This window comes from Streptomyces virginiae (assembly GCF_041432505.1).
GTDB classification, from domain to species: domain Bacteria; phylum Actinomycetota; class Actinomycetes; order Streptomycetales; family Streptomycetaceae; genus Streptomyces; species Streptomyces virginiae_A.
In genome coordinates this window covers 2,525,859-2,547,260 of sequence record NZ_CP107871.1, presented here as the reverse complement: position 1 = coordinate 2,547,260, position 21,402 = coordinate 2,525,859, and the positions used below count along the sequence as shown (strand labels likewise).

Annotated in this window: 20 protein-coding genes; 15 read left to right on the top strand and 5 right to left on the bottom strand. The window is 72.7% G+C overall.

Annotation, left to right across the window (positions count from 1 at the left end):
* Positions 1-13: 13 nt before the first annotated feature.
* The 5 genes from OG624_RS11920 (at position 14) to OG624_RS11900 (ending at position 4,490) form a co-directional block, all read left to right on the top strand.
* The gene (locus tag OG624_RS11920; RefSeq protein ID WP_033222093.1) at positions 14-907 is read left to right on the top strand and encodes an acetaldehyde dehydrogenase (acetylating); all 894 of its coding nucleotides are present in this window, start codon (positions 14-16) and stop codon (positions 905-907) included.
* On the top strand, positions 904-1,956 hold the full coding sequence (gene dmpG / locus OG624_RS11915; RefSeq protein WP_033222095.1) for a 4-hydroxy-2-oxovalerate aldolase: 1,053 nt from the start codon (positions 904-906) through the stop codon (positions 1,954-1,956). The genes OG624_RS11920 and dmpG overlap by 4 nt, the downstream gene beginning before the upstream one ends.
* Before the next feature lie 92 nt (positions 1,957-2,048).
* Entirely contained in the window at positions 2,049-3,197 is a 1,149-nt protein-coding gene (locus OG624_RS11910; RefSeq protein ID WP_371587593.1) for a Rieske 2Fe-2S domain-containing protein, read from the top strand.
* Positions 3,197-3,436: a hypothetical protein gene (locus OG624_RS11905; RefSeq protein ID WP_033222099.1), complete on the top strand. Its 240-nt coding sequence runs from the start codon at positions 3,197-3,199 to the stop codon at positions 3,434-3,436. Before OG624_RS11910 ends, OG624_RS11905 begins: the two co-directional genes overlap by 1 nt.
* On the top strand, positions 3,429-4,490 hold the full coding sequence (locus OG624_RS11900) for a 2Fe-2S iron-sulfur cluster-binding protein (RefSeq protein WP_371587592.1): 1,062 nt from the start codon (positions 3,429-3,431) through the stop codon (positions 4,488-4,490). Before OG624_RS11905 ends, OG624_RS11900 begins: the two co-directional genes overlap by 8 nt.
* An 86-nt stretch (positions 4,491-4,576) precedes the next feature.
* On the opposite strand, the gene OG624_RS11895 is transcribed toward OG624_RS11900, so the two are convergent.
* The gene (locus tag OG624_RS11895; protein ID WP_371587591.1) at positions 4,577-5,455 is read right to left on the bottom strand and encodes an IclR family transcriptional regulator; all 879 of its coding nucleotides are present in this window, start codon (positions 5,453-5,455) and stop codon (positions 4,577-4,579) included.
* Positions 5,456-5,695: 240 nt separating this feature from the next.
* On the opposite strand from OG624_RS11895, the gene hsaA reads away from it, so the two are divergent.
* From hsaA to OG624_RS11870, 5 genes are all read left to right on the top strand, one after another.
* Positions 5,696-6,865: a 3-hydroxy-9,10-secoandrosta-1,3,5(10)-triene-9,17-dione monooxygenase oxygenase subunit gene (gene hsaA / locus OG624_RS11890; RefSeq protein WP_352164641.1), complete on the top strand. Its 1,170-nt coding sequence runs from the start codon at positions 5,696-5,698 to the stop codon at positions 6,863-6,865.
* Positions 6,865-7,725: a 4,5:9,10-diseco-3-hydroxy-5,9,17-trioxoandrosta-1(10),2-diene-4-oate hydrolase gene (gene hsaD, locus OG624_RS11885; RefSeq protein WP_371639403.1), complete on the top strand. Its 861-nt coding sequence runs from the start codon at positions 6,865-6,867 to the stop codon at positions 7,723-7,725. The genes hsaA and hsaD overlap by 1 nt, the downstream gene beginning before the upstream one ends.
* Positions 7,726-7,794: 69 nt before the next feature.
* Entirely contained in the window at positions 7,795-8,709 is a 915-nt protein-coding gene (locus OG624_RS11880) for a VOC family protein (protein ID WP_371639401.1), read from the top strand.
* On the top strand, positions 8,697-9,227 hold the full coding sequence (locus OG624_RS11875) for a flavin reductase family protein (protein ID WP_051763412.1): 531 nt from the start codon (positions 8,697-8,699) through the stop codon (positions 9,225-9,227). The genes OG624_RS11880 and OG624_RS11875 overlap by 13 nt, the downstream gene beginning before the upstream one ends.
* Positions 9,224-10,879 carry an FAD-dependent oxidoreductase gene (locus OG624_RS11870; protein ID WP_352164640.1) on the top strand — a complete coding sequence of 552 codons (1,656 nt, stop codon included), beginning with the start codon at positions 9,224-9,226 and terminating at the stop codon, positions 10,877-10,879. Before OG624_RS11875 ends, OG624_RS11870 begins: the two co-directional genes overlap by 4 nt.
* A 61-nt stretch (positions 10,880-10,940) precedes the next feature.
* Here the strand turns inward: OG624_RS11870 and OG624_RS11865 are convergent, their stop codons facing one another.
* A complete protein-coding gene (locus tag OG624_RS11865; RefSeq protein WP_371587589.1) occupies positions 10,941-11,627 on the bottom strand; it encodes an HAD family acid phosphatase in 687 nt (228 codons plus the stop codon).
* Positions 11,628-11,738: 111 nt separating this feature from the next.
* The gene (locus OG624_RS11860; RefSeq protein ID WP_371587588.1) at positions 11,739-12,641 is read right to left on the bottom strand and encodes a hypothetical protein; all 903 of its coding nucleotides are present in this window, start codon (positions 12,639-12,641) and stop codon (positions 11,739-11,741) included.
* Between the two features lie 176 nt (positions 12,642-12,817).
* Here OG624_RS11860 and OG624_RS11855 point away from each other — a divergent pair, with 176 nt between their 5' ends.
* Positions 12,818-13,570: a S1 family peptidase gene (locus tag OG624_RS11855; protein WP_371589799.1), complete on the top strand. Its 753-nt coding sequence runs from the start codon at positions 12,818-12,820 to the stop codon at positions 13,568-13,570.
* 602 nt (positions 13,571-14,172) lie between these two features.
* Here OG624_RS11855 and OG624_RS11850 read toward each other — a convergent pair.
* Positions 14,173-14,511, bottom strand: a complete 339-nt coding sequence (locus OG624_RS11850; RefSeq protein WP_033222119.1) for a winged helix-turn-helix domain-containing protein — start codon at positions 14,509-14,511, stop codon at positions 14,173-14,175.
* Entirely contained in the window at positions 14,508-14,927 is a 420-nt protein-coding gene (locus OG624_RS11845) for a hypothetical protein (RefSeq protein WP_051763413.1), read from the bottom strand. The genes OG624_RS11850 and OG624_RS11845 overlap by 4 nt, the downstream gene beginning before the upstream one ends.
* A gap of 146 nt (positions 14,928-15,073) precedes the next feature.
* On the opposite strand from OG624_RS11845, the gene OG624_RS11840 reads away from it, so the two are divergent.
* From OG624_RS11840 to OG624_RS11825, 4 genes are all read left to right on the top strand, one after another.
* The gene (locus OG624_RS11840; RefSeq protein ID WP_051763414.1) at positions 15,074-15,430 is read left to right on the top strand and encodes a chorismate mutase; all 357 of its coding nucleotides are present in this window, start codon (positions 15,074-15,076) and stop codon (positions 15,428-15,430) included.
* Positions 15,431-15,471: 41 nt separating this feature from the next.
* Positions 15,472-18,003, top strand: coding sequence for an aminopeptidase N (pepN, locus tag OG624_RS11835; RefSeq protein ID WP_033222228.1), 2,532 nt, complete (start codon positions 15,472-15,474; stop codon positions 18,001-18,003).
* A gap of 579 nt (positions 18,004-18,582) precedes the next feature.
* Positions 18,583-19,989, top strand: coding sequence for a pyridoxal phosphate-dependent decarboxylase family protein (locus tag OG624_RS11830; protein ID WP_033222121.1), 1,407 nt, complete (start codon positions 18,583-18,585; stop codon positions 19,987-19,989).
* A complete protein-coding gene (locus OG624_RS11825) occupies positions 19,986-21,395 on the top strand; it encodes a lysine N(6)-hydroxylase/L-ornithine N(5)-oxygenase family protein (RefSeq protein WP_033222123.1) in 1,410 nt (469 codons plus the stop codon). Before OG624_RS11830 ends, OG624_RS11825 begins: the two co-directional genes overlap by 4 nt.
* Positions 21,396-21,402: the final 7 nt, after the last annotated feature.

The following is a 21,402-nucleotide window of genomic DNA, read 5'->3' as shown; positions in this document are numbered from 1 at the left end:
CAGGGGGCACAGCATGAAGAAAGCGACCGCCGCCATCGTCGGCTCCGGCAACATCGGCACCGACCTGCTCCACAAGCTCCTGCGGTCCCCGTACATCGAGCCCCGCTGGATGATCGGGGTCGACCCCGACAGCGAAGGCCTCGCCCGGGCCCGCCGCGCCGGACTCGACGCCTCCCACCAAGGCGTCGACCACCTGCTCGACCGGGCCGAGCTGCCCGACCTCGTCTTCGAGGCCACCTCGGCGTACGTGCACCGCGCCAACGCCCCGCGCTACGCCGAACTGGGCATCAAGGCCGTCGACCTGACCCCGGCCGCCGTCGGCCCCGCCGTCGTACCGTCCGCCAACCTGACCGCCCACCTCGACCGGGCCAACGTCAACATGATCACCTGCGGCGGGCAGGCCACCATCCCCATGGTCCACGCCGTCTCCCGCGTCGTCCCCGTCGCCTACGCCGAGATCATCGCCTCGGTGGCCTCCGTCTCCGCCGGCCCCGGCACCCGCGCCAACATCGACGAGTTCACCCGCACCACCGCCCGCGGCATCGAGGAGATCGGCGGCGCCGACCGCGGCAAGGCGATCATCATCCTCAACCCCGCCGAACCCGCCGTCATCATGCGCGACACCGTCTTCTGCGCGATTCCGCCGGACGCCGACCACCACGCCGTCACCGCCTCCGTCCACCGGATCGCCGCGGAAGTGGCCACGTACGTACCCGGCTACCGGCTGCGCGCCGAGCCGCAGTTCGACGAACCCTCCGAGGCGAACGGCGGCACGGCCCGCGTCGCGATCTTCCTGGAGGTGGAGGGCGCGGGCGACTACCTGCCCCCGTACGCCGGAAACCTCGACATCATGACCGCCGCCGCCACCAAGGTCGGCGAGGAGTTCGCGAAAGGGCTCACCGCGTGACGACCTACTCCGACACCCTCGACATCCGCATCACCGACTCCTCGCTGCGCGACGGCTCGCACGCCAAGCGCCACCGGTTCACCGGGGACGACGTACGGTCGGTCGTCGCCGCCCTCGACGCCGCCGGCGTCCCCGTCATCGAGGTCACCCACGGGGACGGCCTCGGCGGCTCCTCCTTCACCTACGGCTTCTCCAGGACCCCCGAGCAGGAACTCATCAAGATCGCCGCCGACACCGCCCGGAACGCGAAGATCGCCTTCCTGATGCTGCCGGGGCTGGGCGTCAAGGACGACATCCGCGCCGCCCACGCCGGCGGCGGCGAGATCTGCCGGATCGCCACCCACTGCACCGAGGCCGACATCTCCGTCCAGCACTTCGGGCTCGCCCGCGAGATGGGCCTGGAGACCGTCGGCTTCCTGATGATGGCCCACTCCACCACCCCCGAGAACCTCGCCCGCCAGGCCCGGATCATGGCCGACGCCGGCTGCCAGTGCGTGTACGTCGTCGACTCCGCCGGCGCCATGGTCATGGACGAGGTCACCGACCGGGTCGCGGCCCTCGTCGCCGAACTCGGCGACGACGCGCAGGTCGGCTTCCACGGCCACGAGAACCTCGGCCTGGGCGTCGGCAATTCGGTCGCCGCCGTACGGGCCGGTGCCCTGCAGATCGACGGCTCCACCCGGCGGCTCGGCGCGGGCGCCGGCAACACGCCCGTCGAGGCCTTCGCCGCCGTCTGCCAGAAGATGGGCATCCGCACCGGCATCGACGTCCTCGCCGTCATCGACGCGGCCGAGGACGTGGTCCGGCCCGTCATGGACGAGGAGTGCCGACTCGACCGGATGGCCCTGCTGATGGGCCACGCCGGGGTCTACTCCAGCTTCCTCAAGCACGCCTACCGACAGGCCGAGCGCTACGGGGTCTCCGGCGCGCGGATCCTGCTGCGCGCGGGCGAACGCGGCCTCGTCGGCGGCCAGGAGGACCAGCTCATCGACATCGCCGTCGAACTGGCGAGCTCCAGCCCGGCCCCCCTCAGCCCCGCCGGCGTTTGAGGCGCGGGGTCCGGGGCGGAGCCCCGGGACACGGTGCCGCAGTCGGCCTCGCACCCGCACCACACCGCTGACCCCACGAAGTGGAGGACCCCATGACCGCATGGACCGAAGCCGAAGAAGGACCCCGCGTCATCGAGGCGGCAGCCGTACCGGCCCGCTTCGCCCGCGGCTGGCACTGCCTCGGACTCGCCGCCCCCTTCCGGGACGGAACCCCGCACGAGGTCGAGGCCTTCGGCACCCGCCTCGTCGTCTTCCGCGGCGAGGACACGGACGACCTGCACGTCCTGAACGCCTACTGCCCCCACATGGGCGGCAACCTCGCCCACGGCACCGTCAAGGGCGACACCCTCGCCTGCCCCTTCCACGACTGGCGCTGGTCCGGCGACGGACGCTGCGCCGCCATCCCCTACGCCCGCCGCGTCCCGCCCCGGGCCCGGACCCGAGCCTGGACCACCCTGGAACGCAACGGCCAGCTCTACGTCTGGCACGACCCCGAGGGCAACCCACCCCCCGCCGGCGTCACCATCCCGCACATCGAGGGGGTGGGCAGCCCCGAATGGAGCGACTGGAGCTGGAACTTCCTGCGCGTGGAGAACTCCAACTGCCGGGAGATCGTCGACAACGTCGTGGACATGGCGCACTTCTACTACGTGCACTACGCCTTCCCGCACTACTTCAAGAACGTCTTCGACGGGCACGTCGCCACCCAGTACATGGAATCCACCCCGCGCGGCGACGTCGACCTCGGCACCCTCTCCACCGGCGGCGGCCTGCGCTCCGACGCCTCCTACCACGGCCCCTCCTACATGATCGACAAGCTGTGGAGCGACGTCGGTGGCGGCGTGGAACTCGAATCCGTCCTGATCAACTGCCACTACCCGATCGACGGGAACAGCTTCGTGCTCATGTACGGGGCGATCGTCAAGAAGCTCCCCGGCATGACCGACGCCCAGGCCGCCGACGCCGCCCGCCTCACCTCCGAGGGCTTGGCCGTCGGCTTCGAACAGGACGTCGAGATCTGGCGGAACAAGACGCGCATCGACAACCCCCTCCTCACCGAGGAGGACGGCCCCGTCTACCAACTCCGCCGCTGGTACCAGCAGTTCTACGTGGACGCGGCCGACGTCGAGGACGAGATGGTCCGGCGCTTCGAGTTCGAGATCGACACCACCCGGGCCACCGCCGCCTGGAAGGCCGAGGTCGCCGACAACCTCGCCCGCCGCGCGGCGCAGGGCGCCTGATGGGTGTCGGATCGCCCGTCACCTGCCAGGAGTGCGGGAACCAGGTGCTCTGCGAGAAGTTCAGCCCCGCGCACACCCAGATCCAGTGGACCGGCGACGCCGCCGCGCGCTGCCCGCGCATCGCCGCCCGGGTCGCCGCCGGGGAACTCGGCGCCCGCGTCCGCTCCTGTCCCCCGCTGCGGGCGAGCATCGAGGCGGCCGTCCGGGAAGGCACCCTGGAGGTGCCCGCCGATGCCTGACAGCCGGCTCCGAGAACAGGGCGCCGCCGCTGTGTCGGTCGGGCTACGGGTCCGGGTCGGCGCACGCGTCCAGGAGACCCCCGAGGCGGTTTCCCTCGTCCTGGACGCGGAACTCCCGTACCGCCCCGGCCAGTTCCTCACCGTCCGGATCCCGGGCGGCGCGGCCCGCTGCTACTCCCTGGCGAGTTCCCCGCACACCGGGGAGCCGATGCGGATCACCGTGAAGCGGGTGCCCGGCGGGCTGGGCTCCGGCTGGCTCTGCGAGGAGGTGGCCGCGGGGGACGAGCTGGAGATCCTGCCGCCCGCGGGTACCTTCACGCCGGGCCCGGGCGGCCTGGACCAGGACCTGCTGCTGATGGCGGGCGGCAGCGGGATCACCCCGGTGCTCTCCCTCGCCAAATCGGCGCTGGCCGCGGGACAGGCCCGGGTCGCCCTGGTGTACGCCAACCGGGACGCCGAGTCGGTGATCCTCCGGGACGAGCTGTGGGGGCTGGCCGAGGCGCATCCGGGGCGGCTGGCCGTCGTGCACTGGCTGGAGAGCCTCCAGGGGCTGCCGACCGCCGCGCTGCTCGGGCCGCTGTTGGCCCCGTACGCCGGCCGCGAGGCCTACCTGTGCGGGCCCGGCCCGTTCATGGACGCCGCCGAGGCGGCGCTGCGCCGGGCCGGGACCGCACCGCGGGCGATCCACCGCGAGCGGTACTTCTCGCTGGGTACGGACGTCTTCGCGGACGTTCTCGCGGACGCCGCCCCGCGTCCCGTCGAGCCGGCCGGGGACCGGCCCACCGCGCAGGTGGAGCTCGACGGGATCGTCCACACCGTGCCCTGGTCCGCCGGCACCCCGCTGCTCGACGCCCTGCTCGCCGCCGGACTCCCGGCCCCGTACTCCTGCCGGGAGGGCGCCTGCAGCGCCTGCTGCTGCCGGGTCGTCGAGGGCGAGGTGGCGATGGCGCGCAACGAGGTCCTGGACGAGGCGGACCTCGCCGAGGGCTACATCCTGGCCTGCCAGGCACGACGACTCGGCGACGACCGCATGCGCATCACCTACGAGGGCTGAGAACGGCCCGGCACGGAAGCGGGCCCGGCCCCCTGGCGAGGGGTCGGGCCCGAGTCTTCATCGGTGCGATGTCCTATGACTACCCGCTACATCCACTCGCTGAACCGCAACCAGCCCATCATGTTGTCCATTTCTTGTTCCGAGACCGCCGGTCGCGGGGCCTGGGGCCGCGCGGCCGCCGCCCGGCCGGCCCGTCCGGCGCGTCCCGGGCCGTACAGCTCGCGCCACACGGCCCGCGCGCAGGCCAGTACCGCCGGTCCCAGCCGGGCCAGTTCGCGCTCCCCGCGACAGGAGGACACCGAGACCGCGGCCACGGCCCGGCCCGCGCCGCGCAGGGGTGCCGCCACACAGCAGATGCCGCGGAAGCTCTCCTCCCGGTCGTGCGCCACCCCGCGCTCGCGGACGGCCGCCAGTTCCGCTCGCAGCGCGTTCGGCCTGGTCAACGTCCGTGCCGTGCGCGGTCGCAGCCCCTGCGCGAGGACGTGTTCCACCGCGCCCGGGTCGCCGAAGGCGAGGATCGCCTTGCCGGCGGCCGTGCTGTACGCGGGCATCCGGCCGCCGACCCGGGAGGGCACGGTGGTGGCTTCGGAGCCGCCGATCCGCTCCAGGCAGACCACCTCGGCCCCGTCCAGCACCGACAGGTGCACCAGTTGCCCGGTCCGCTCGTGCAGGGCGTGCAACAGGGGGAGGGCGGCCCGGCGCAGCCGGTTGTGGTGGGAGGCCAGCGCGCCGAGTTCCAGCATGCGCATGCCCATCCGGTAGTCCCGGCCCTCGCGGTCCAGCCAGCGCAGCCGCACCAGCTGGTCGAGGATCCGGTGCGCGGAGGAGCGCGGGATGCCGGACCGGCGTACGACCTCGGTGAGCGACAGGCGTGGCTGCGGACCTTCGAAGGCACCCAGCACCCGCGCGGCCTTCTCCAGCAGCGACAGCGGTGCGAGCTCGGTCTCCATGACCTGGTCGAGCACGAGAAACCCCCTGCGTGAGGCGTTGGGGCGACCCTGCCACGGGTGTTCGGGCGGAGGGAAGGACCGGGAAGCACATATTTCAATCAGTAATACTTCGGGTAGCTCGGCCGGGGTGATCGAGGGGCCGGATCCGGCCCCCGCCCGCCTTCCCACTCAGCGGGAGCGACGCGTTCCACGCCGCCGACCCCCCGGCGTACGTTCACCGCACCTCGAAGCCGCCGACCCCGAGAAAGGGACACCATGAGCGACGAAGACGTCCTCGACGCAGTCCGCGCCCTCACCCCGGCCCTGCGCGAGCGGGCCGCCGAGGCGGAGAGCCTGCGCAAGGTCCCCGAGGCGAGCATCAAGGAGCTTGCGGACACCGGGTTCTTCCGCCTCCTCCAGCCCCGGGCGTACGGCGGACACGCGGCGAACCCCGCGCTCTTCTACACCGCCGTCAAGGAGATCGCCCGCGCCTGCGGCTCCACCGGCTGGGTCGCCTCCGTCGTCGGCGTCCACCCCTGGCACGTCGCCCTCTTCGACCCCCACGCCCAGGAGGAGGTCTGGGGCCAGGACCCGGACACCCGCATCTGCTCCTCCTACGCCCCCACCGGCAAGGTCACCCCCGTCGACGGCGGCTTCACCCTCAGCGGCCGCTGGCACTTCTCCTCCGGCTGCGACCACACCGACTGGGCCCTGCTCGGCGGACTCGTCACCGACCCCGAGGGCCGGCCCGTGGACATGCGGACCTTCCTCGTCCCGCGCGCCGATTTCCGCATCGACGAGGTCTGGGACACCGTGGGCCTGCGCGGCTCCGGTTCCAACGACATCACCCTCGACGAGGTGTTCGTCCCCGAGCGCCGCGCCCTGAGCTTCGGCCCCGTCACCGCCCTCCAGGTGCCCGGCCACGCGGTCAACCCCGAGCCGCTCTACCGGCTCCCGTACGCCTCCGTCTTCACCACCACCATCTCCACCCCGATCGTCGGGATCGCCGAGGGCGCCTACGAGGGCTACGTCGAGGCCACCCGCGACCGGCTGCGCGTCTCCTACGGCCAGCAGGTCGCCGAGGACCCCTTCGCCCAGGTCCGCATCGCCCGCGCCGCGAGCGACATCGACGCCTCCTGGCTCCAGCTCCGCCGCAACATCGACGAGCTCCACGCGCTGGCCGAACGCGGCGCCGAACTCCCCACGACCCTGCGCACCCGCGTCCGCCGCGACCAGGTCCTCGCCACCGAACGCTGCGTCGCCGCCGTCGACCTCCTCATGGAGAACGCCGGCGGCGGCGCCATGCGCACCGGACCCGACCGCCTCCAGCGGGCCTGGCGCGACGTCCACACCGGGCGCGGCCACGCCGCCAACGACCCCGAGCGGGCCCTGGTCCTCTTCGGCCAGGGCGCACTCGGCCTCGACATCCAGGACACGATGCTGTGATGATCACGTACGAGAGCACCTCACGCACCGCCAAGGCCGGAAGCCTCCACCTCCACTACCACGAGGCGGGCCCGGACCGCCCCGACGCCCCCGTCCTCATCCTGCTCCACGGCGGCGGACCCGGCGCCTCCGCCTGGTCCAACTTCGGCCCCAACCTGCCCTTCTTCGCCGAGCGGTTCCGCACCCTGCTCGTCGACCAGCCCTGCTACGGCCGCTCCGACAAGCCCGAACCCGACCGCGACTACTTCAGCTTCAGCGCCGCCGCGATCGCCGCCCTCATGGAGGAACTCGGCATCGCCGAAGCGCACTTCATCGGCAACTCCCTCGGCGGCGGCACCGCCGTCCGGATGTCCCTGAACCACCCGGACAAGGTCGACAAGCTGCTGCTCATGGGCCCCGGCGGAATCTCGGTCAACCTCTTCTCGGCCGACCCCACCGAAGGCATCCGGCGCCTCTTCGAGTTCGCCGCGGCCGCCGAACCCACCCGTGAGCACATGCGCGCCTTCCTCACGACGCTCGTCCACGACCCCTCGCTCGTCACCGACGCACTCGTCGAGGAGCGCTACACCCAGGCCATGGACCCCGACGCCCGGATCGGCAACGCCCGCATGGGCGCCTCCTTCGCCGACCCGGCCTGGCAGCAGGACACCCTGCTCTGGCGCGAGGCCCACCGCATCAGCCACCCCACCCTGCTCACCTGGGGCCGCGAGGACCGGGTCAACCCCCTCGACGGCGCGCTGCTCGCCCTCAAGGCCATTCCCGACGCCCGTCTGCACGTCTTCCCGCGCTGCGGCCACTGGGCGCAGACCGAGGCCTTCGACGACTTCAACCGCCTCGCCGCGGACTTCTTCACCCACTGAACCCCGCCCCGCCTCCGGAGGGCTCTCCCGCAGAGCCCCCCCGGAGCTCCTCCAGAACTGAGGACCCCCATGGCACCGGACATCCGCGCACTCGGCTACCTCCGCATCGAGACCGCCGACCTCCCCGCCTGGCGCACGTACGTCCTGGACCTCCTCGGCATGACCGTCGCCGAGGGCAGCACGGACACCTGCCTGAACGTCCGTATCGACGACCGTGTCCACCGCTTCCAGTTCGTCTCCGGTGACCGGGACCGGCTGCTCGCCGCCGGGTTCGAGGTCGCCGGCGCCAAGGCCCTGGGGGAGGTGGCCGCCGCACTGGAGGCCGCCGGACACCCCGTCGAGCCCGGCGACGCCGCCACCCTCGCCGACCGGCGCGTCCAGGGGCTGATCCACGTCGAGGACCCCAGCGGCAACCCGCTGGAGATCTACTGGGGGCAGGCCCAGGACCACAGCCCGCTCGCCGCCCCGTACGGGAACCGCTTCGTGACCGGCACCCCCGCCGGCGAGGGCCTCGGCCTCGGCCATGTCGTCCTGCCCGCCCCCGACACCGAGACCACCCTCGACTTCTACGAGAACGTCCTCGGCTTCCAGCTGCGCGACTCGATGCGCCTGCCCCCGGCGGCCGTCCCCACCGGCCGGCCCGGTCAGGACGTCCACCGGATGCACTTCCTCAGCCCCAACCGCCGCCACCACAGCCTCGGCCTCTACCCGGGGGCGCTGCCGCCCGGCATCGTCCACTTCATGGTCGAACTGGAGAGCCTCGACGACGTCGGACACTGCCTGGACCGGATGGACCGGGCGGGCATCCCCATCGCCTCCACCCTCGGCCGGCACTCCAACGACCGCATGGTCTCCTTCTACGCGCAGGCCCCCGGCGGCTTCCAGGTCGAGTACGGCTGGGACGGGCTCCTCGTCGACCCCGCCACCTGGACCACGAAGGAGATCACCGCCGACAGTTTCTGGGGCCACCGGTGGAACGGTTGACCGCCACCGCCGGAGCGGCCTCGACCGCCGGGACCCCCCTCGATCCGGCCGTCTTCCGCGAGGTCCTCGGCACCTTCGCCTCCGGCATCACCGTCGTCGCGGCCACCGGGGCCGACGGCCGCCCGGCGGGCCTGGCCTGCCAGTCCTTCGCCTCCCTGTCCCTGGACCCGCCGCTGGTCCTGCTCTGCGTGGGCCGGTCCTCCACCAGCTGGCCCGCCGTACGCGAGGCGGGCGACCGGTTCGGGGTCAGCATCCTCGCCGAGGAGCAGCGCGCGGTGTGCGAGGCCCTCGGACGCCGCGGGGGCGAGAAGTTCGCCGGGGTGCCGTGGGAGCCGTCGCCGGGCGGAGCCGTCCACATCCGCGGGGCGCTCGCCACCCTCGACTGCGCCGTCGACACCGTCCACGAGGCCGGCGACCACCACCTGGTCACCGCCCGGGTCCTGGCCCTGACCGCCCGCGACGACGGATCGCCCCTGCTGTACTTCCGCAGCGACTACGCCACCGGAGCCTTCGAGTGACCAGTGACCTCACCTACGACGTGGTGGTCGTCGGCTCCGGCGCCGCCGGACTCGCCGCCGCCGTCACCGCCCGGCTGCGCGGCCTGACCGTCCTCGTGGTCGAGAAGACCGACAGGTACGGCGGCTCCACCGCCCTGTCCGGCGGCGCGATATGGGTCCCCGGCAACTTCCACCTCGACCGGGCCGGCCTCGCCGACACCTACGACAAGGCCCGCGCCTACCTCGACGCCACCGTCGGCGACCGGGTCCCGGCCGCCCGCAAGGACGCGTACCTCGCCCACGGGCCGCGGATGGTCGAGGAGTTCCACGAACGCACCGAGATCCGCTTCATGTACACCCCCGGCTACCCGGACTACTTCCCCGAGGCGCAGGGCGGCATGGGGCAGGGCCGTTCGATCGAACCGTGCATCGTGGACCTCGAGCGGCTCGGCCGGGCGGGCCGTGCCATGCGCCGGGCGGGCCTGCCCACGTACGGACTGACCATGACCTCCTACGACTTCCGCTTCCTGAACATGGTCGGCCGGACCTGGGCGGGCCGCAGGACCTCGCTCAAGGTCGGGGCGCGGGCGGTCGGGGCACTCCTCACCGGCCGCAGGCTCCTCTCGCTCGGCGAGGCGCTGATCGCCCGGATGCGGCTCTCGCTCGACCGCCTCGGCGGGGACCTGTGGTTGTCGGCGCCGCTGACCGCACTGGTCACCGACGCGGCGGGCCGGGTCACGGGCGTACGGGTCACCCGGGCCGGCCGCGAGGTGGGCGTGACGGCCCGGGGCGGGGTGGTGCTGGCCTCGGGCGGCTTCTCGCACGACCAGGCCCTGCGCGAGAAGCACCTGCCGCACCCCACGTCCACGGCCTGGACGCACGCCTCGGAGGGGCAGACCGGCGACGCCCTGCGCTGCGGTGAGGAACTGGGGGCCGCCACCGATCTGCTGGACCGGGTGTGGGGCGCGCCCTCGGTGTGCCCGCCGGGGGAGAAGCCGTTCTTCCTCGTCGCCGACCGGGGCATCCCGGGGATGGTCATCGTGAACGAGGCGGGGGAGCGGTACGCCGATGAGGCCCTGCCGTACCACGCGTTCGTGGACCGGATGTACGCCGCCGACCGGCCCGAGGCGCGGACCGTACCGTCCTGGCTGATCCTCGACGCCCGCTCCAAGGCCCGGTACCTCTTCGCCGGGCTCTTCCCCGGACAGCCCTTCCCGAAGCGGTGGCTGGAGAGCGGCTTCCTGAAGAAGGCGGACACGGTGGAGGAACTGGCCCGCGCGATCGCGGCGCCCGGCCTGCCCGCCACGATCCACCGGTTCAACGGGCACGCCGAGCGGGGCGTGGACGAGGACTTCGGGCGCGGGAACAGCGTCCACGACCGCTACTACGGCGACCCGACCCTGGCGAACCCGAACCTCGCACCGATCGACAAGGGCCCCTTCTACGCGGTCCCCGTGCACCCGGGGGACATCGGCACCAAGGGCGGCCTGGTCACCGACGGGGACGGTCGGGTGCTCCGCGAGGACGGCGGCCCGATCCCCGGCCTCTACGCCTCCGGCAACTGCTCGGCGGCGGTGATGGGGGAGACCTACCCCGGCCCGGGCGCGACCATCGGCCCGGCCATGGCCTTCAGCTGGGCGGCGGTCAACGCCATCGCCGCCGGGCTCGGCTGAGGAACGCGGCGTCGGGGCGGCGGGCTCGCACCGCCCGCCGTCCCGAGGTCGCCGCCCTCGGTCAGGAGAGCTTGCCGTTGTAGTCCGGCAGCTTGACGGTGCGCTCCGCGTGACCGCCGACGAGGTCGGTCGGGCTGTTGCCGATGTTGGCGATGATCGTGTAGCCGCGCGCCTCGATCTCCGCCCGCTTGCCCGTCTTGTAGGCGCTGACCTCGTCGAACAGGTCGGGCAGGTCACGGACGTAGAGCCCCGAGACCGGGTAGCCCACGGCCTTGAGGTTGTGCTCGGTGAGGGACTGGATGATCCCGGGGCGGGCGGTGACGAAGAAGATCGCGACACCGCGCGCGTGCGCGTACTGGGTCAGCGCGCGGACCTTGCTGATCGCGGGGGTCGGGAAGGTCCAGAACCAGTGGAAGTCCGTCTCCAGCGAGGTGTTGTCGATGTCCAGGACGAGGGCGGGCTTCTCCCCGGTGGGCGAGGCGGCGATGCGCGCCTCGATGGCGGGCCGGGCCGCGTCGATCACGGCGGCGACGTCCCGCTGCCAGGTGGCGTAGTCGATGCCGAGGATCGCGGCGTTGCCGCCGGGCGCCGAGGCGGCCGGGGCGGCGGACGGCGCGGACACGGGCGCCGGCGCCGGGACGGGCGCGGCCTGGGCGGCGGTGGCCGGAACCAGCGTCAGGACGGCGGCGGCCGCGGCCACGCCGACGGCGGCGGTACGGGGCATACGGGTGCGGCGGGTGCTGCGCATGGGGGGCGCTCCTCGGTCACGGGATTGGCATGTACGTGACCAGAGTTGGCGAGAACCGACCCCCTGTCTACTGGCCGGTAGGAAACTTTTCGTAGCCGCGTGATGAATGATCTACGTGGTGCAGTCGAGGACGGTCGCGCACAGCCCGCACCGGGCCCGCAGCCGCCCGCACACCGGCACCCGCAGTCGCTGCGCACACACCGGACACGGGAAGCTCACCCGCAACCCGGCGCCACTCCCGTCCTGTTCGAAGCGGTACGCCGAGCCGTCGGCGGGACCCGCTCCCGCCCCCGCGCGCCGCGCCTTCGCGTACCGCCGCCGCGCCAGTGGCCCGGCGGCCGTCAGCGGGGCCCGGCGGTGGTCCCGCTCGGCCAGGGCGCGCCCGCGCACGTAGGCCTCGTAGGCCTGGGGGCTGGTGAACCAGGTGGCCGGATCCTCGCCGAACAGGGCGGCGCGTTTGGCCAGGACGTAGCCGAACTCCTCCGGCGTGAGATAGCCGAACCGCTGGTGGGTCAGCGCGTCCTCGCGGTAGGCGTCCAGGAGCAGCCAACCCGCCCCCAGATACGCGGCGGCGGTGTCGGTGAGGATCTCGTTCTCGACGGTCCCCGGGAAGCGCAGGTCCAGTCGGTGCAGCAGGACGTGGGTCACCTCGTGCGCGAGAGCGGCCGCCAGGTCCCGGCGGTGGGTACGGAAGCGGTCGCTGACCTCGACGAAGTACTCCGGACCCGCGGCGAGCTCCACGGTGGCGGCCTGCTCCATCTCCCGGAAGGAGACCACCATGCGCGCGTCGGGCAGCCGTAGCGCCCGCACCGTGGCGGCGGCCACCCGCTGCGCACCCAGGTGGAGGTCGTCGCCGGCGTCGAAGGCGGCGTCCGCGGGGGCGAAGCTCGTGTCGTAGGCGCGGATCCCGTCGGCCGACAGTCGGCGGAAGAGCGCGGTGATCGAGGCGCGCACGGTCGCCAGATGCGGAAATCCGTGCTCGATGTGCCCGCTCCGCCCCCGGTTCTGCGTCATCAAGCCCTCCTTACCGCAATCCCTGCCGCTGGGGAGGGAGTTGGCCGAAATTGCCTTCTTGATGTCCACCGCACGCCTGTTGTGTCATGGACCCGTCATTCACCCGATGACGCGCACGCACAGCCCAACCCCCCACGAAAGGCAGTGTGTTGACTGTGACCACCCTTGTGCAGTTGATGAAGCGCACCCTCGCCGTCGGCGCCGTCGCCCTCGCCGCCGTCAGCCTCCAGCCCGGCACCGCCACCGCCGGCCCGGCACCCGTCGTCGGCGGCACCCGCGCCGCGCAGGGCGAGTTCCCCTTCATGGTGCGCCTCTCCATGGGCTGCGGCGGCGCCCTCTACACCCAGCAGATCGTCCTCACCGCCGCCCACTGTGTGAGCGGCTCCGGCAACAACACCTCCATCACCGCCACCGCCGGAGTCGTCGACCTCAACAGCTCCAGCGCCATCAAGGTCAAGTCCACCAAGGTCCTCCAGGCCCCCGGCTACAACGGCAAGGGCAAGGACTGGGCCCTCATCAAGCTCGCCAAGCCCATCAACCTGCCCACCCTCAAGATCGCCGACACCAAGGCCTACGACAACGGCACCTTCACCGTCGCCGGCTGGGGAGCCGCCCGCGAAGGCGGCGGCCAGCAGCGCTACCTCCTGAAGGCCAACGTCCCCTTCGTCTCCGACGCCAGCTGCAAGAGCTCGTACGGCAACGACCTCGTCCCGAGCGAGGAGATCTGCGCCGGCCTGCCCCAGGGCGGCGTCGACACCTGCCAGGGCGACTCCGGCGGCCCCATGTTCCGCCGCGACAACAACAACGCCTGGATCCAGGTCGGCATAGTCAGCTGGGGCGAAGGCTGCGCCCGGCCGAACTACCCCGGCGTCTACACCGAGGTCTCCACCTTCGCCGCCGCGATCAAGAGCGCCGCGGCCGGCATGTAGCTCCCCCCGCACGTCCCCCTCGCCCTTCCGACCGGTCACGCACCGGCCGGAAGGGCGAGCCCCTCGGGAACCGACCGGTGGCGGCAGCGGGCGAACGTGGGGCGGGTGGCGCATGGCGATCACCGTGGTCATCGTCACCACCTTCGGCCTCGACGAGTACGTCCACGCGGCGCTCCACGCGGAGCGTCCGGCTTCGTCCTGAAGGACGCCGGTCCGGCCGTGCTGGTTGAAGCGGTCCGCGCGGCAGCCGTCGGCGACTCCCTCGTCCCACCCGCCTGCTACGCAAGCCGGCCCCGCACACCCCGGCCGCCCGGGCTCGCGAAAGCCTCGCCGGAGTGTGAGGCGCGGGGTCCGACCCAGCCCCCGATCAAGCCTCGCCGGCGATTGAGGCGCGGGGTCCGGGGCGGAGCCCCGGGAGGCCCCGGCGCAGCCGGCCCGCGCTCCCGCAGTACGGGTCACCCTGCGCACCGTCCCGGCCGGCCTGGAGGCCCGCATCGCCGACGACGACGGCCCCACCCCCGAAGGCGGCCGGCTCGTCACGGCCACCCTGCCGCTTCGACCCGGTCTTCCGGCCGGGCCCGGCAAGATCCGAAAGAGGCGGCCTAACCCAGCGCGATGGCCCGCAGCGCCGCCAGATGCCGCTGGTAGACCGCCCGGCCCTCGGTGGTCAGCGAGAGCCAGGTGCGCGGACGCCGCCCGACCCGGCCCTTGCGGACCTCCACCAGTCCGGCCTCCTCCAGCGCCGCGACCTGCTTGGACAGCACCGAGTCCGAGACCTCGACCAGGTCCCGTACGAAACCGAACTCGGCTTTGTCCAGCGGAACCAACGCCGCCACCACCGACAGCCGTACGGGCGCGTTGAGCAGCGGCGCGAGATCGTGCCGCGGATGCCCGCCCCGCTTCGCCTCCGCCCCGGTGTCCGCGGTCGGCTCGTCCGTCATGTCGTCCTCCGCGTCTCGGTCCAGGCACCGATGGCCAGGGGCAGCGCACACGCCACCGCGGCCACCGCCGCGAACGGCACGCCGTGGCCGAACACCGCGGTGCCGAGCGTGACCGTCAGGGCGAACAGTGTCGCCCAGGACGCCACCAGCAGTACGTGCTTCTTCCCGGCCCCCCGCCGCATCACGCGCTGCCGCGCCGCGTACACGCTCAGCCCGGCCACGAGCAGCCCGTTGGCCACCGAGAACACCACCGCCGAGACCGGCCCGCGCCACAGCACCGCGATCGGCACGAGCACCAGCTGCCCGGCCGCGAACGCCCACAGGTAGCGCGCGTACCAGCCGCTGCGCTGCCGCGCCGCCCGCTCCACACCGGCCGCCCGGCCGAGCGCCCCGACCGCCTTCGCCGTCTCCTCCATGGTTCCCCCTCGCTCGCACACGGATGACCTTCCCCGGTCGATTTCCACTATGGCGAGTACTTTCCAATCCGGCAAGTAAAAAGGCGGTGTCTCACAGGCCGACTGCCGGAGGAACCGGCGGCCGCCGCCACGTATTCTCGGGAACCATGAACATCAGCGACATCGACAACGGCACCGGCACGGGCGCGGCCGACGACGCCGCAGGCATCGACGAGAGCGTCACCGCCGAACTCGCCCGCCTCCGCGACAGCATCGACAACATCGACGCCGCCGTCGTCCACATGCTCGCCGAACGCTTCAAGTGCACCCAGCAGGTCGGCCACCTCAAGGCCAGGCACCAACTGCCCCCCGCCGACCCGGGCCGCGAAGCCAGCCAGATCGCCCGCCTGCGCCAGCTCGCCGAGAACGCCAAACTCGACCCCGCCTTCGCCGAGAAGCTCCTCAACTTCATCATCGCCGAGGTCATCCGCCACCACGAGACGATCGCCGCGGGCGAAGAGTAAAGGACCGGGGTCCGGCCGCCCACTGCGGCAGCATGGGCCCCATGTCCGCACTGACGCGCAACGAAGCGCAGCTCCGAGCCCAGCTCCTCGACGTCCAGCACTACGCCGTCACCCTCGACCTCACCGGCGACGACGACGAGACCTTCGACTCCACCACCGTCGTCCGGTTCACGGCCCGCACCGCCGCAGACACCTTCATCGAGCTGAAGCCCGTCGAACTGCGCTCCGCCACCCTCGACGGCAACCCCCTCGACCCGGCAACCCTCGCCGACGACCGCCTCCCCCTCACCGGCCTCACCGAAGGCCCCCACGAACTGCACCTCGACACCCGGATGCGCTACTCCCGCACCGGCGAGGGCCTGCACCGCTTCACCGACCCCGCCGACGGACAGACGTACGTCTACAGCCAGATGTTCCTGGACGACGTCCAGCGGGTCTTCCCGGCCTTCGACCAGCCCGACCTCAAGGCCGTCTTCGAATTCACCGTCACCGCCCCCGCCCACTGGACCGTCCTCGCCAACGGCATCACCACCCGCACCGCCGACGCCCCCGACGGCAGCGGCGCCGGCATCTGGAAGTCCGCCCCCACCCCCCTCATCTCCACCTACCTCGCCGCCGTCGCCGCCGGCCCCTGGCACAGCATCCGCACCGAACACGCCGGACTGCCCTTCGGCATCCACTGCCGCCAGTCCCTCGCACCCCACATGGACGTCGACGCCGAGGAAATCCTCTCCGTCACCAAGGCCTGCTTCGACCGGTACCAGGAGAAGTTCACCGAGCCCTACCCCTTCGACTCCTACGACCAGGCCTTCGTACCCGAGTTCAACGCCGGAGCCATGGAGAACCCCGGACTCGTCACCTTCCGCGACGAGTTCATCTTCCGCTCCGCCGTCACCGACACCGAACGCCAGTCCCGCGCCATGGTCATCGCCCACGAGATGGCCCACATGTGGTTCGGCGACCTCGTCACCCTCGCCTGGTTCGACGACATCTGGCTCAACGAATCCTTCGCCGAATACATGGGCTACCAGACCCTCACCGAAGCCACCCGCTTCACCGACACCTGGACCGACTTCGGCGTCACCCGCAAGCCCTGGGGCTACGACGCCGACCAACGCCCCTCCACCCACCCCGTAGCCCCCACCCCCGACGACGTCCCCGACACCGCCTCCGCCCTCCTCAACTTCGACGGCATCTCCTACGCCAAGGGCGCCTCCGCCCTACGCCAACTCGTCGCCTGGCTCGGCGAGAAGGACTTCCTGGCCGGCATCAACACCCACTTCGCCCGCCACAAGTTCGCCAACGCCTCCCTCGCCGACTTCATCGACTCCCTCGCCGCCCACACCGAACGCGACGTCCGCGCCTGGGCCGACATCTGGCTGCGCACCACCGGCATCGACACCCTCACCCCCCGCATCGAGGAATCCGAAGGCCGCCCCGACACCCCCGCCGGCTGGACCCTCACCGTCGACCGCCGAGGCAGCCGCCCCCACCACATCGCCGTCGGCATCTACGACCGCGACCCCGCCGACGACCGCGTCCTCGAACTGCGCGAACTCCTCGACCTCGACATCCCCTCCGACGAGATCATCTCGGTCACCGGAGCCCGCCCCGCCCTCCTCGTCCTCAACGACGTCGACCTCACCTACGCCAAGATCCGGCTCGACGACACCTCCCTCGAAACGGCCCGGCGCAGCCTCTCCGGCATCCCCGACGCCCTCACCCGCGCCGTCGTCTGGAACGCCCTGCGCGACATGGTCCGCGACGGCGAACTCGACCCCCACGACTACCTGGCCACCGCCTCCGCGCACCTCCCCGAGGAGAACGACCTGGCCATCGTCCAGGGCGTCCTCGGCTTCGCCCGCACCCAGGTCGCCGTCCGCCACCTCGCCCCCGAACAGCAGTCCGGCGCGCTTACCACCCTCACCACCATCGCCCGCGACCTGCTCCGGCGCACCGAGGACGGTTCCGAACCCGGCATGCGGCTGACCGCCGTACGCACCCTCGTCGACAGCGCCACCCAGCCCGACACCATCGCCGCCTGGCTCACCGACGACACCGTCCCCGGCGGCCCCGCCCTCGACCCCGAACTCCGCTGGCGCATCCTCGGCCGCCTCGCCGTCCTCGGCGCCGTCGGCGAGAGCGACATCGACGCCGCCCTCGCCGCCGACACCAGCGCCACCGGCCAGGAAGGCGCCGCCCGCTGCCGCGCCGCCCTCCCCACCCCGGAGGCCAAGGCGGCCGCCTGGGACCGCCTCTTCCACGACGACAGCCTGTCCAACTACCTCTTCAGCGCCACCGCCCAGGGCTTCTGGCAGCCCGAACAGGCCGAACTGCTCACGCCGTACGTCACCCGCTACTACCCGGAGGCCGTCGCCCTCGGCGCCCGCCGAGGCCCGGCCATCGGCGAAGCCGCCGGCCGCTGGGCGTTCCCCGCGTACGCCATCGACGAGTCCAACCTCCAGGCCGGCCACACCTGCCTCCAGAACCCGGACATCCTCCCCCTCCTGCGCCGCAAACTGGTCGACCAACTCGACGACCTGGCCCGCGCCCTGAAGGTCCGCTCCCGCTAGCGCAGGCGACGGAAACCGACGACGGGTATCCGAGGAACCGGGGGAGCCAAGGCCGGGGACGGGGACGGGGCGGGGTGTTGTCCGGGACGTAAAACGTGATTTGTTGGCGCAAAAACGGCCCGTGACGCGGCACCACCGCCAGGGCGCCATAAATCATGCAGTCCCGGACGACACCCCGCCCCGGCCCTGGCCCCGGCCCCCACCACGCCACCGCCCCGGCGCCACCGCCCCGGCCCTGGCCCCGGCTCCATCGCGCCCCCGCCCCGGCGGGGCCGTCCCGGCACCCCGCCCTCCCGCCCCGGCACCCCCGCCCCCGTACGAACAAGCCGCACCGGCAGACTCACGCCGGCAACGCCCCCGGCCGAGCCGCCCGCAGGGCCCCGGTCGAGCCGCCCGCAGGGCCCCCGGTCGAGCGACCGACTCCGGACAAACCCCGGCGGTTACCCCATTCGGGTCTGATCGTTGTACCCGTCGGGGCGGTGCCCGCCGCGCAACGGCCCGCACCGCCCCGCCCCGCAACGGCCCGGCCGAACCCGCCGAGCCCGGCCGAACCGGCCGCCCGGCCCCGGAGGGACCCCGATGACCGCGCCGCCCGGCAACCGCGCACCCGCGACACCCCCGCTCGCCGGAGGCCCCCACGGCGCCACCGCCCTGCGCCCCCTCCTCGACACCGTCCTCGACGCCCTCACCACCGGCGCCGAGGCACGCCGCGGCCCCCTCCCCACCGGCGGCCCCACCGCCGTCACCGCCCGCGTCCACGCCGCCCTCGGCGACGCCGGCGTACTCCCCGCCCACGGCACCGGCGCCCACGAAGCCCTCCGCACCCTCGTCCACACCCTCGCCGCAGGCGCCGCCGACCCCGCCGACCCGCTCTGCGCCGCCCACCTGCACTGCCCCCCGCTCGCCGTCGCGGCCGCCGCCGACCTCGCCGCAAGCGCCCTGAACCCCTCCCTCGACTCCTGGGACCAGGCCCCCGCCGCCTCCGCCGTCGAAGCCCTCCTCACCCGCACCCTCGCCGCCGAGTTCTACGCCACCCCCCACGCCGACGCCCTCGTCACCACCGGCGGTACCGAGGCCAACCAACTCGGCGTACTCCTCGCCCGCGAACGCCACGGCCCCGCCCTCACCGTCCTCCACGGGGCCAACGCCCACCACTCCGTCCCCCGCGCCGCATGGCTCCTCGGCCTGCCCCCGGCCACCGAAATCCCCACCCCCGCCGGCGTCCTCGACCCCGCCCGCCTGGCCGAGGTACTCGCCGCCACCCCCGGCCCCGCCCTCGTCACCGCCACCGCCGGCACCACCGACGCGGGCCTCATCGACCCGATCCACCGCATCGCCGACCTCTGCGACCGTTACGGCGCCGACCTCCACATCGACGCCGCGTACGGCGGTCTCCTCGCCCTCAGCCCCCGCCACCGCGACAAGGTCGCCGGACTCGACCGCGCCCACTCCCTCACCATCGACCTGCACAAACTCGGCTGGCAGCCCGTCGCCGCAGGCCTCCTCGTCGTCCCCGACACCACCCTCCTCACCCCCCTCGCCCACCAGGCCGACTACCTCAACGCCACCGACGACACCGAAGCCGGCCTGCCCGACCTCCTCGGCCGCTCCCTGCGCACCACCCGCCGCCCCGACGCCCTCAAGATCGCCACCACCCTCCGGGCCCTGGGCCGCGACGGCCTCGCCGCACTCATCGACCGCACCATCGACACCGCACACCACCTCGCCCGACTTCTCGACGCCCACCCCGGCTTCGAACTCCACGCACCCCCCACCCTCACCACCGTCCTCTGCCGGCCCACCCACGCCGACGACGACCACCTCGCCACCCTGCGACGCACCCTCCTGCACCAAGGCCGCGCCGTCCTCGGCCGCACCCACGCCGACGGCCGCCTCTGGATCAAAGCCACCCTGCTCAACCCGCACACCACAGCGGGGGACCTGGACCAGCTCATCTCCCTCCTGGAAGGCAGCACCCACCGATGACCGCCCAGCTCGACGCCCCCTACGACCTCGTCGGAATCGGGATCGGCCCCTTCAACCTGTCCCTCGCCGCCCTCGCCGACGGGCTGCCCCGACAAGGCGCCGGCGAACTCGCCACCGCCTTCTACGACCAGCGCCGCGACTTCCGCTGGCACCCCGGACTCCTCATCGAAGGCGCCACCCTCCAGGTCCCCTTCCTCGCCGACCTCGTCACCCTCGCCGACCCGGCCAGCCCTTGGAGCTTTCTCAGCTACCTCAAACACAAGGAACGACTCTTCCCCTTCTATTTCGCCGAGCAGTTCCACATCCACCGCGCCGAATACGACGCCTACTGCCGCTGGGTCGCCGGCCGCGTCCCCGGACTCCACTTCGGCCATCAGGTCGACGCCGTCCGCTGGAACCACGAACGCGACCTCTTCGAGGTCGACTTCACCCAACTCGACGCCACCGGCGAAGCCGAAGCCCTCGGCCGCACCTACACCCACAACCTCGCCCTCGGGATCGGCACCGCCCCCTACGTCCCCGAACCCCTGCGCCCCCTCGCCGACGCCCCCACCGTCCCCGTCATCCACTCCGCCGACTACCTCGACAACCGCCGACGCATCCTCGGCGCCGAACACGTCACCGTCATCGGATCGGGCCAGTCCGGCGCCGAAGTCTTCCTCGACCTCCTCCGCGCCCGCCCCGTCGGCCGCGAACGCCTCACCTGGCTCGCACGCACCCCCTCCTTCGCCCCCATGGAGTACTCCAAGCTCGGCCTCGAACACTTCACCCCCGACTACACCCGCTACTTCCACTCCCTCCCCGAACCCGTACGCGACCAGCTCGTCCCCGCCCAATGGCAACTCCACAAGGGCATCGACGCCGACACCATCGCCGCCATCCACGCGGAGCTCTACCGCCGCACCCTCCACGGGGGCTGGCCCGACACCGTCCTCACCCCCGGAGTCAGCGTGCGTACCGCCGGCCGCGTCGCCACCACCAAGGTCGAACTCCACCTCGAACACACCGAGCAGGGCACCCGCTCCCGCCTCACCACCGACGCCGTCGTCCTCGCCACCGGCTACCAGGAACGCCCCCTCGGCAACCTCCTCGCAGGCCTCGACCCCTACCTGCGCAAGGACTCCTCCGGCCGCCCCCGCATCGACGACCGCTACCGGATGATCCTCGACCCCACCGTCACCGGCAGCATCTTCGTCCAGAACGGCGAACGCCACACCCACGGCGTCGGCGCCCCCGACCTCGGCCTCGCCGCCTGGCGCAGCGCCGCCATCCTCAACACCCTCACCGGCAAGGAGCCCTACCCCCAGCCGGATCGCACCGCCTTCACCACCTTCGGCCTCGAACAGCGCGAACCCACCCGCCCCCGCCCTGCCGGCGAACTCCGCCCGCTCGTCGAACACCCTTGAGAGGCAC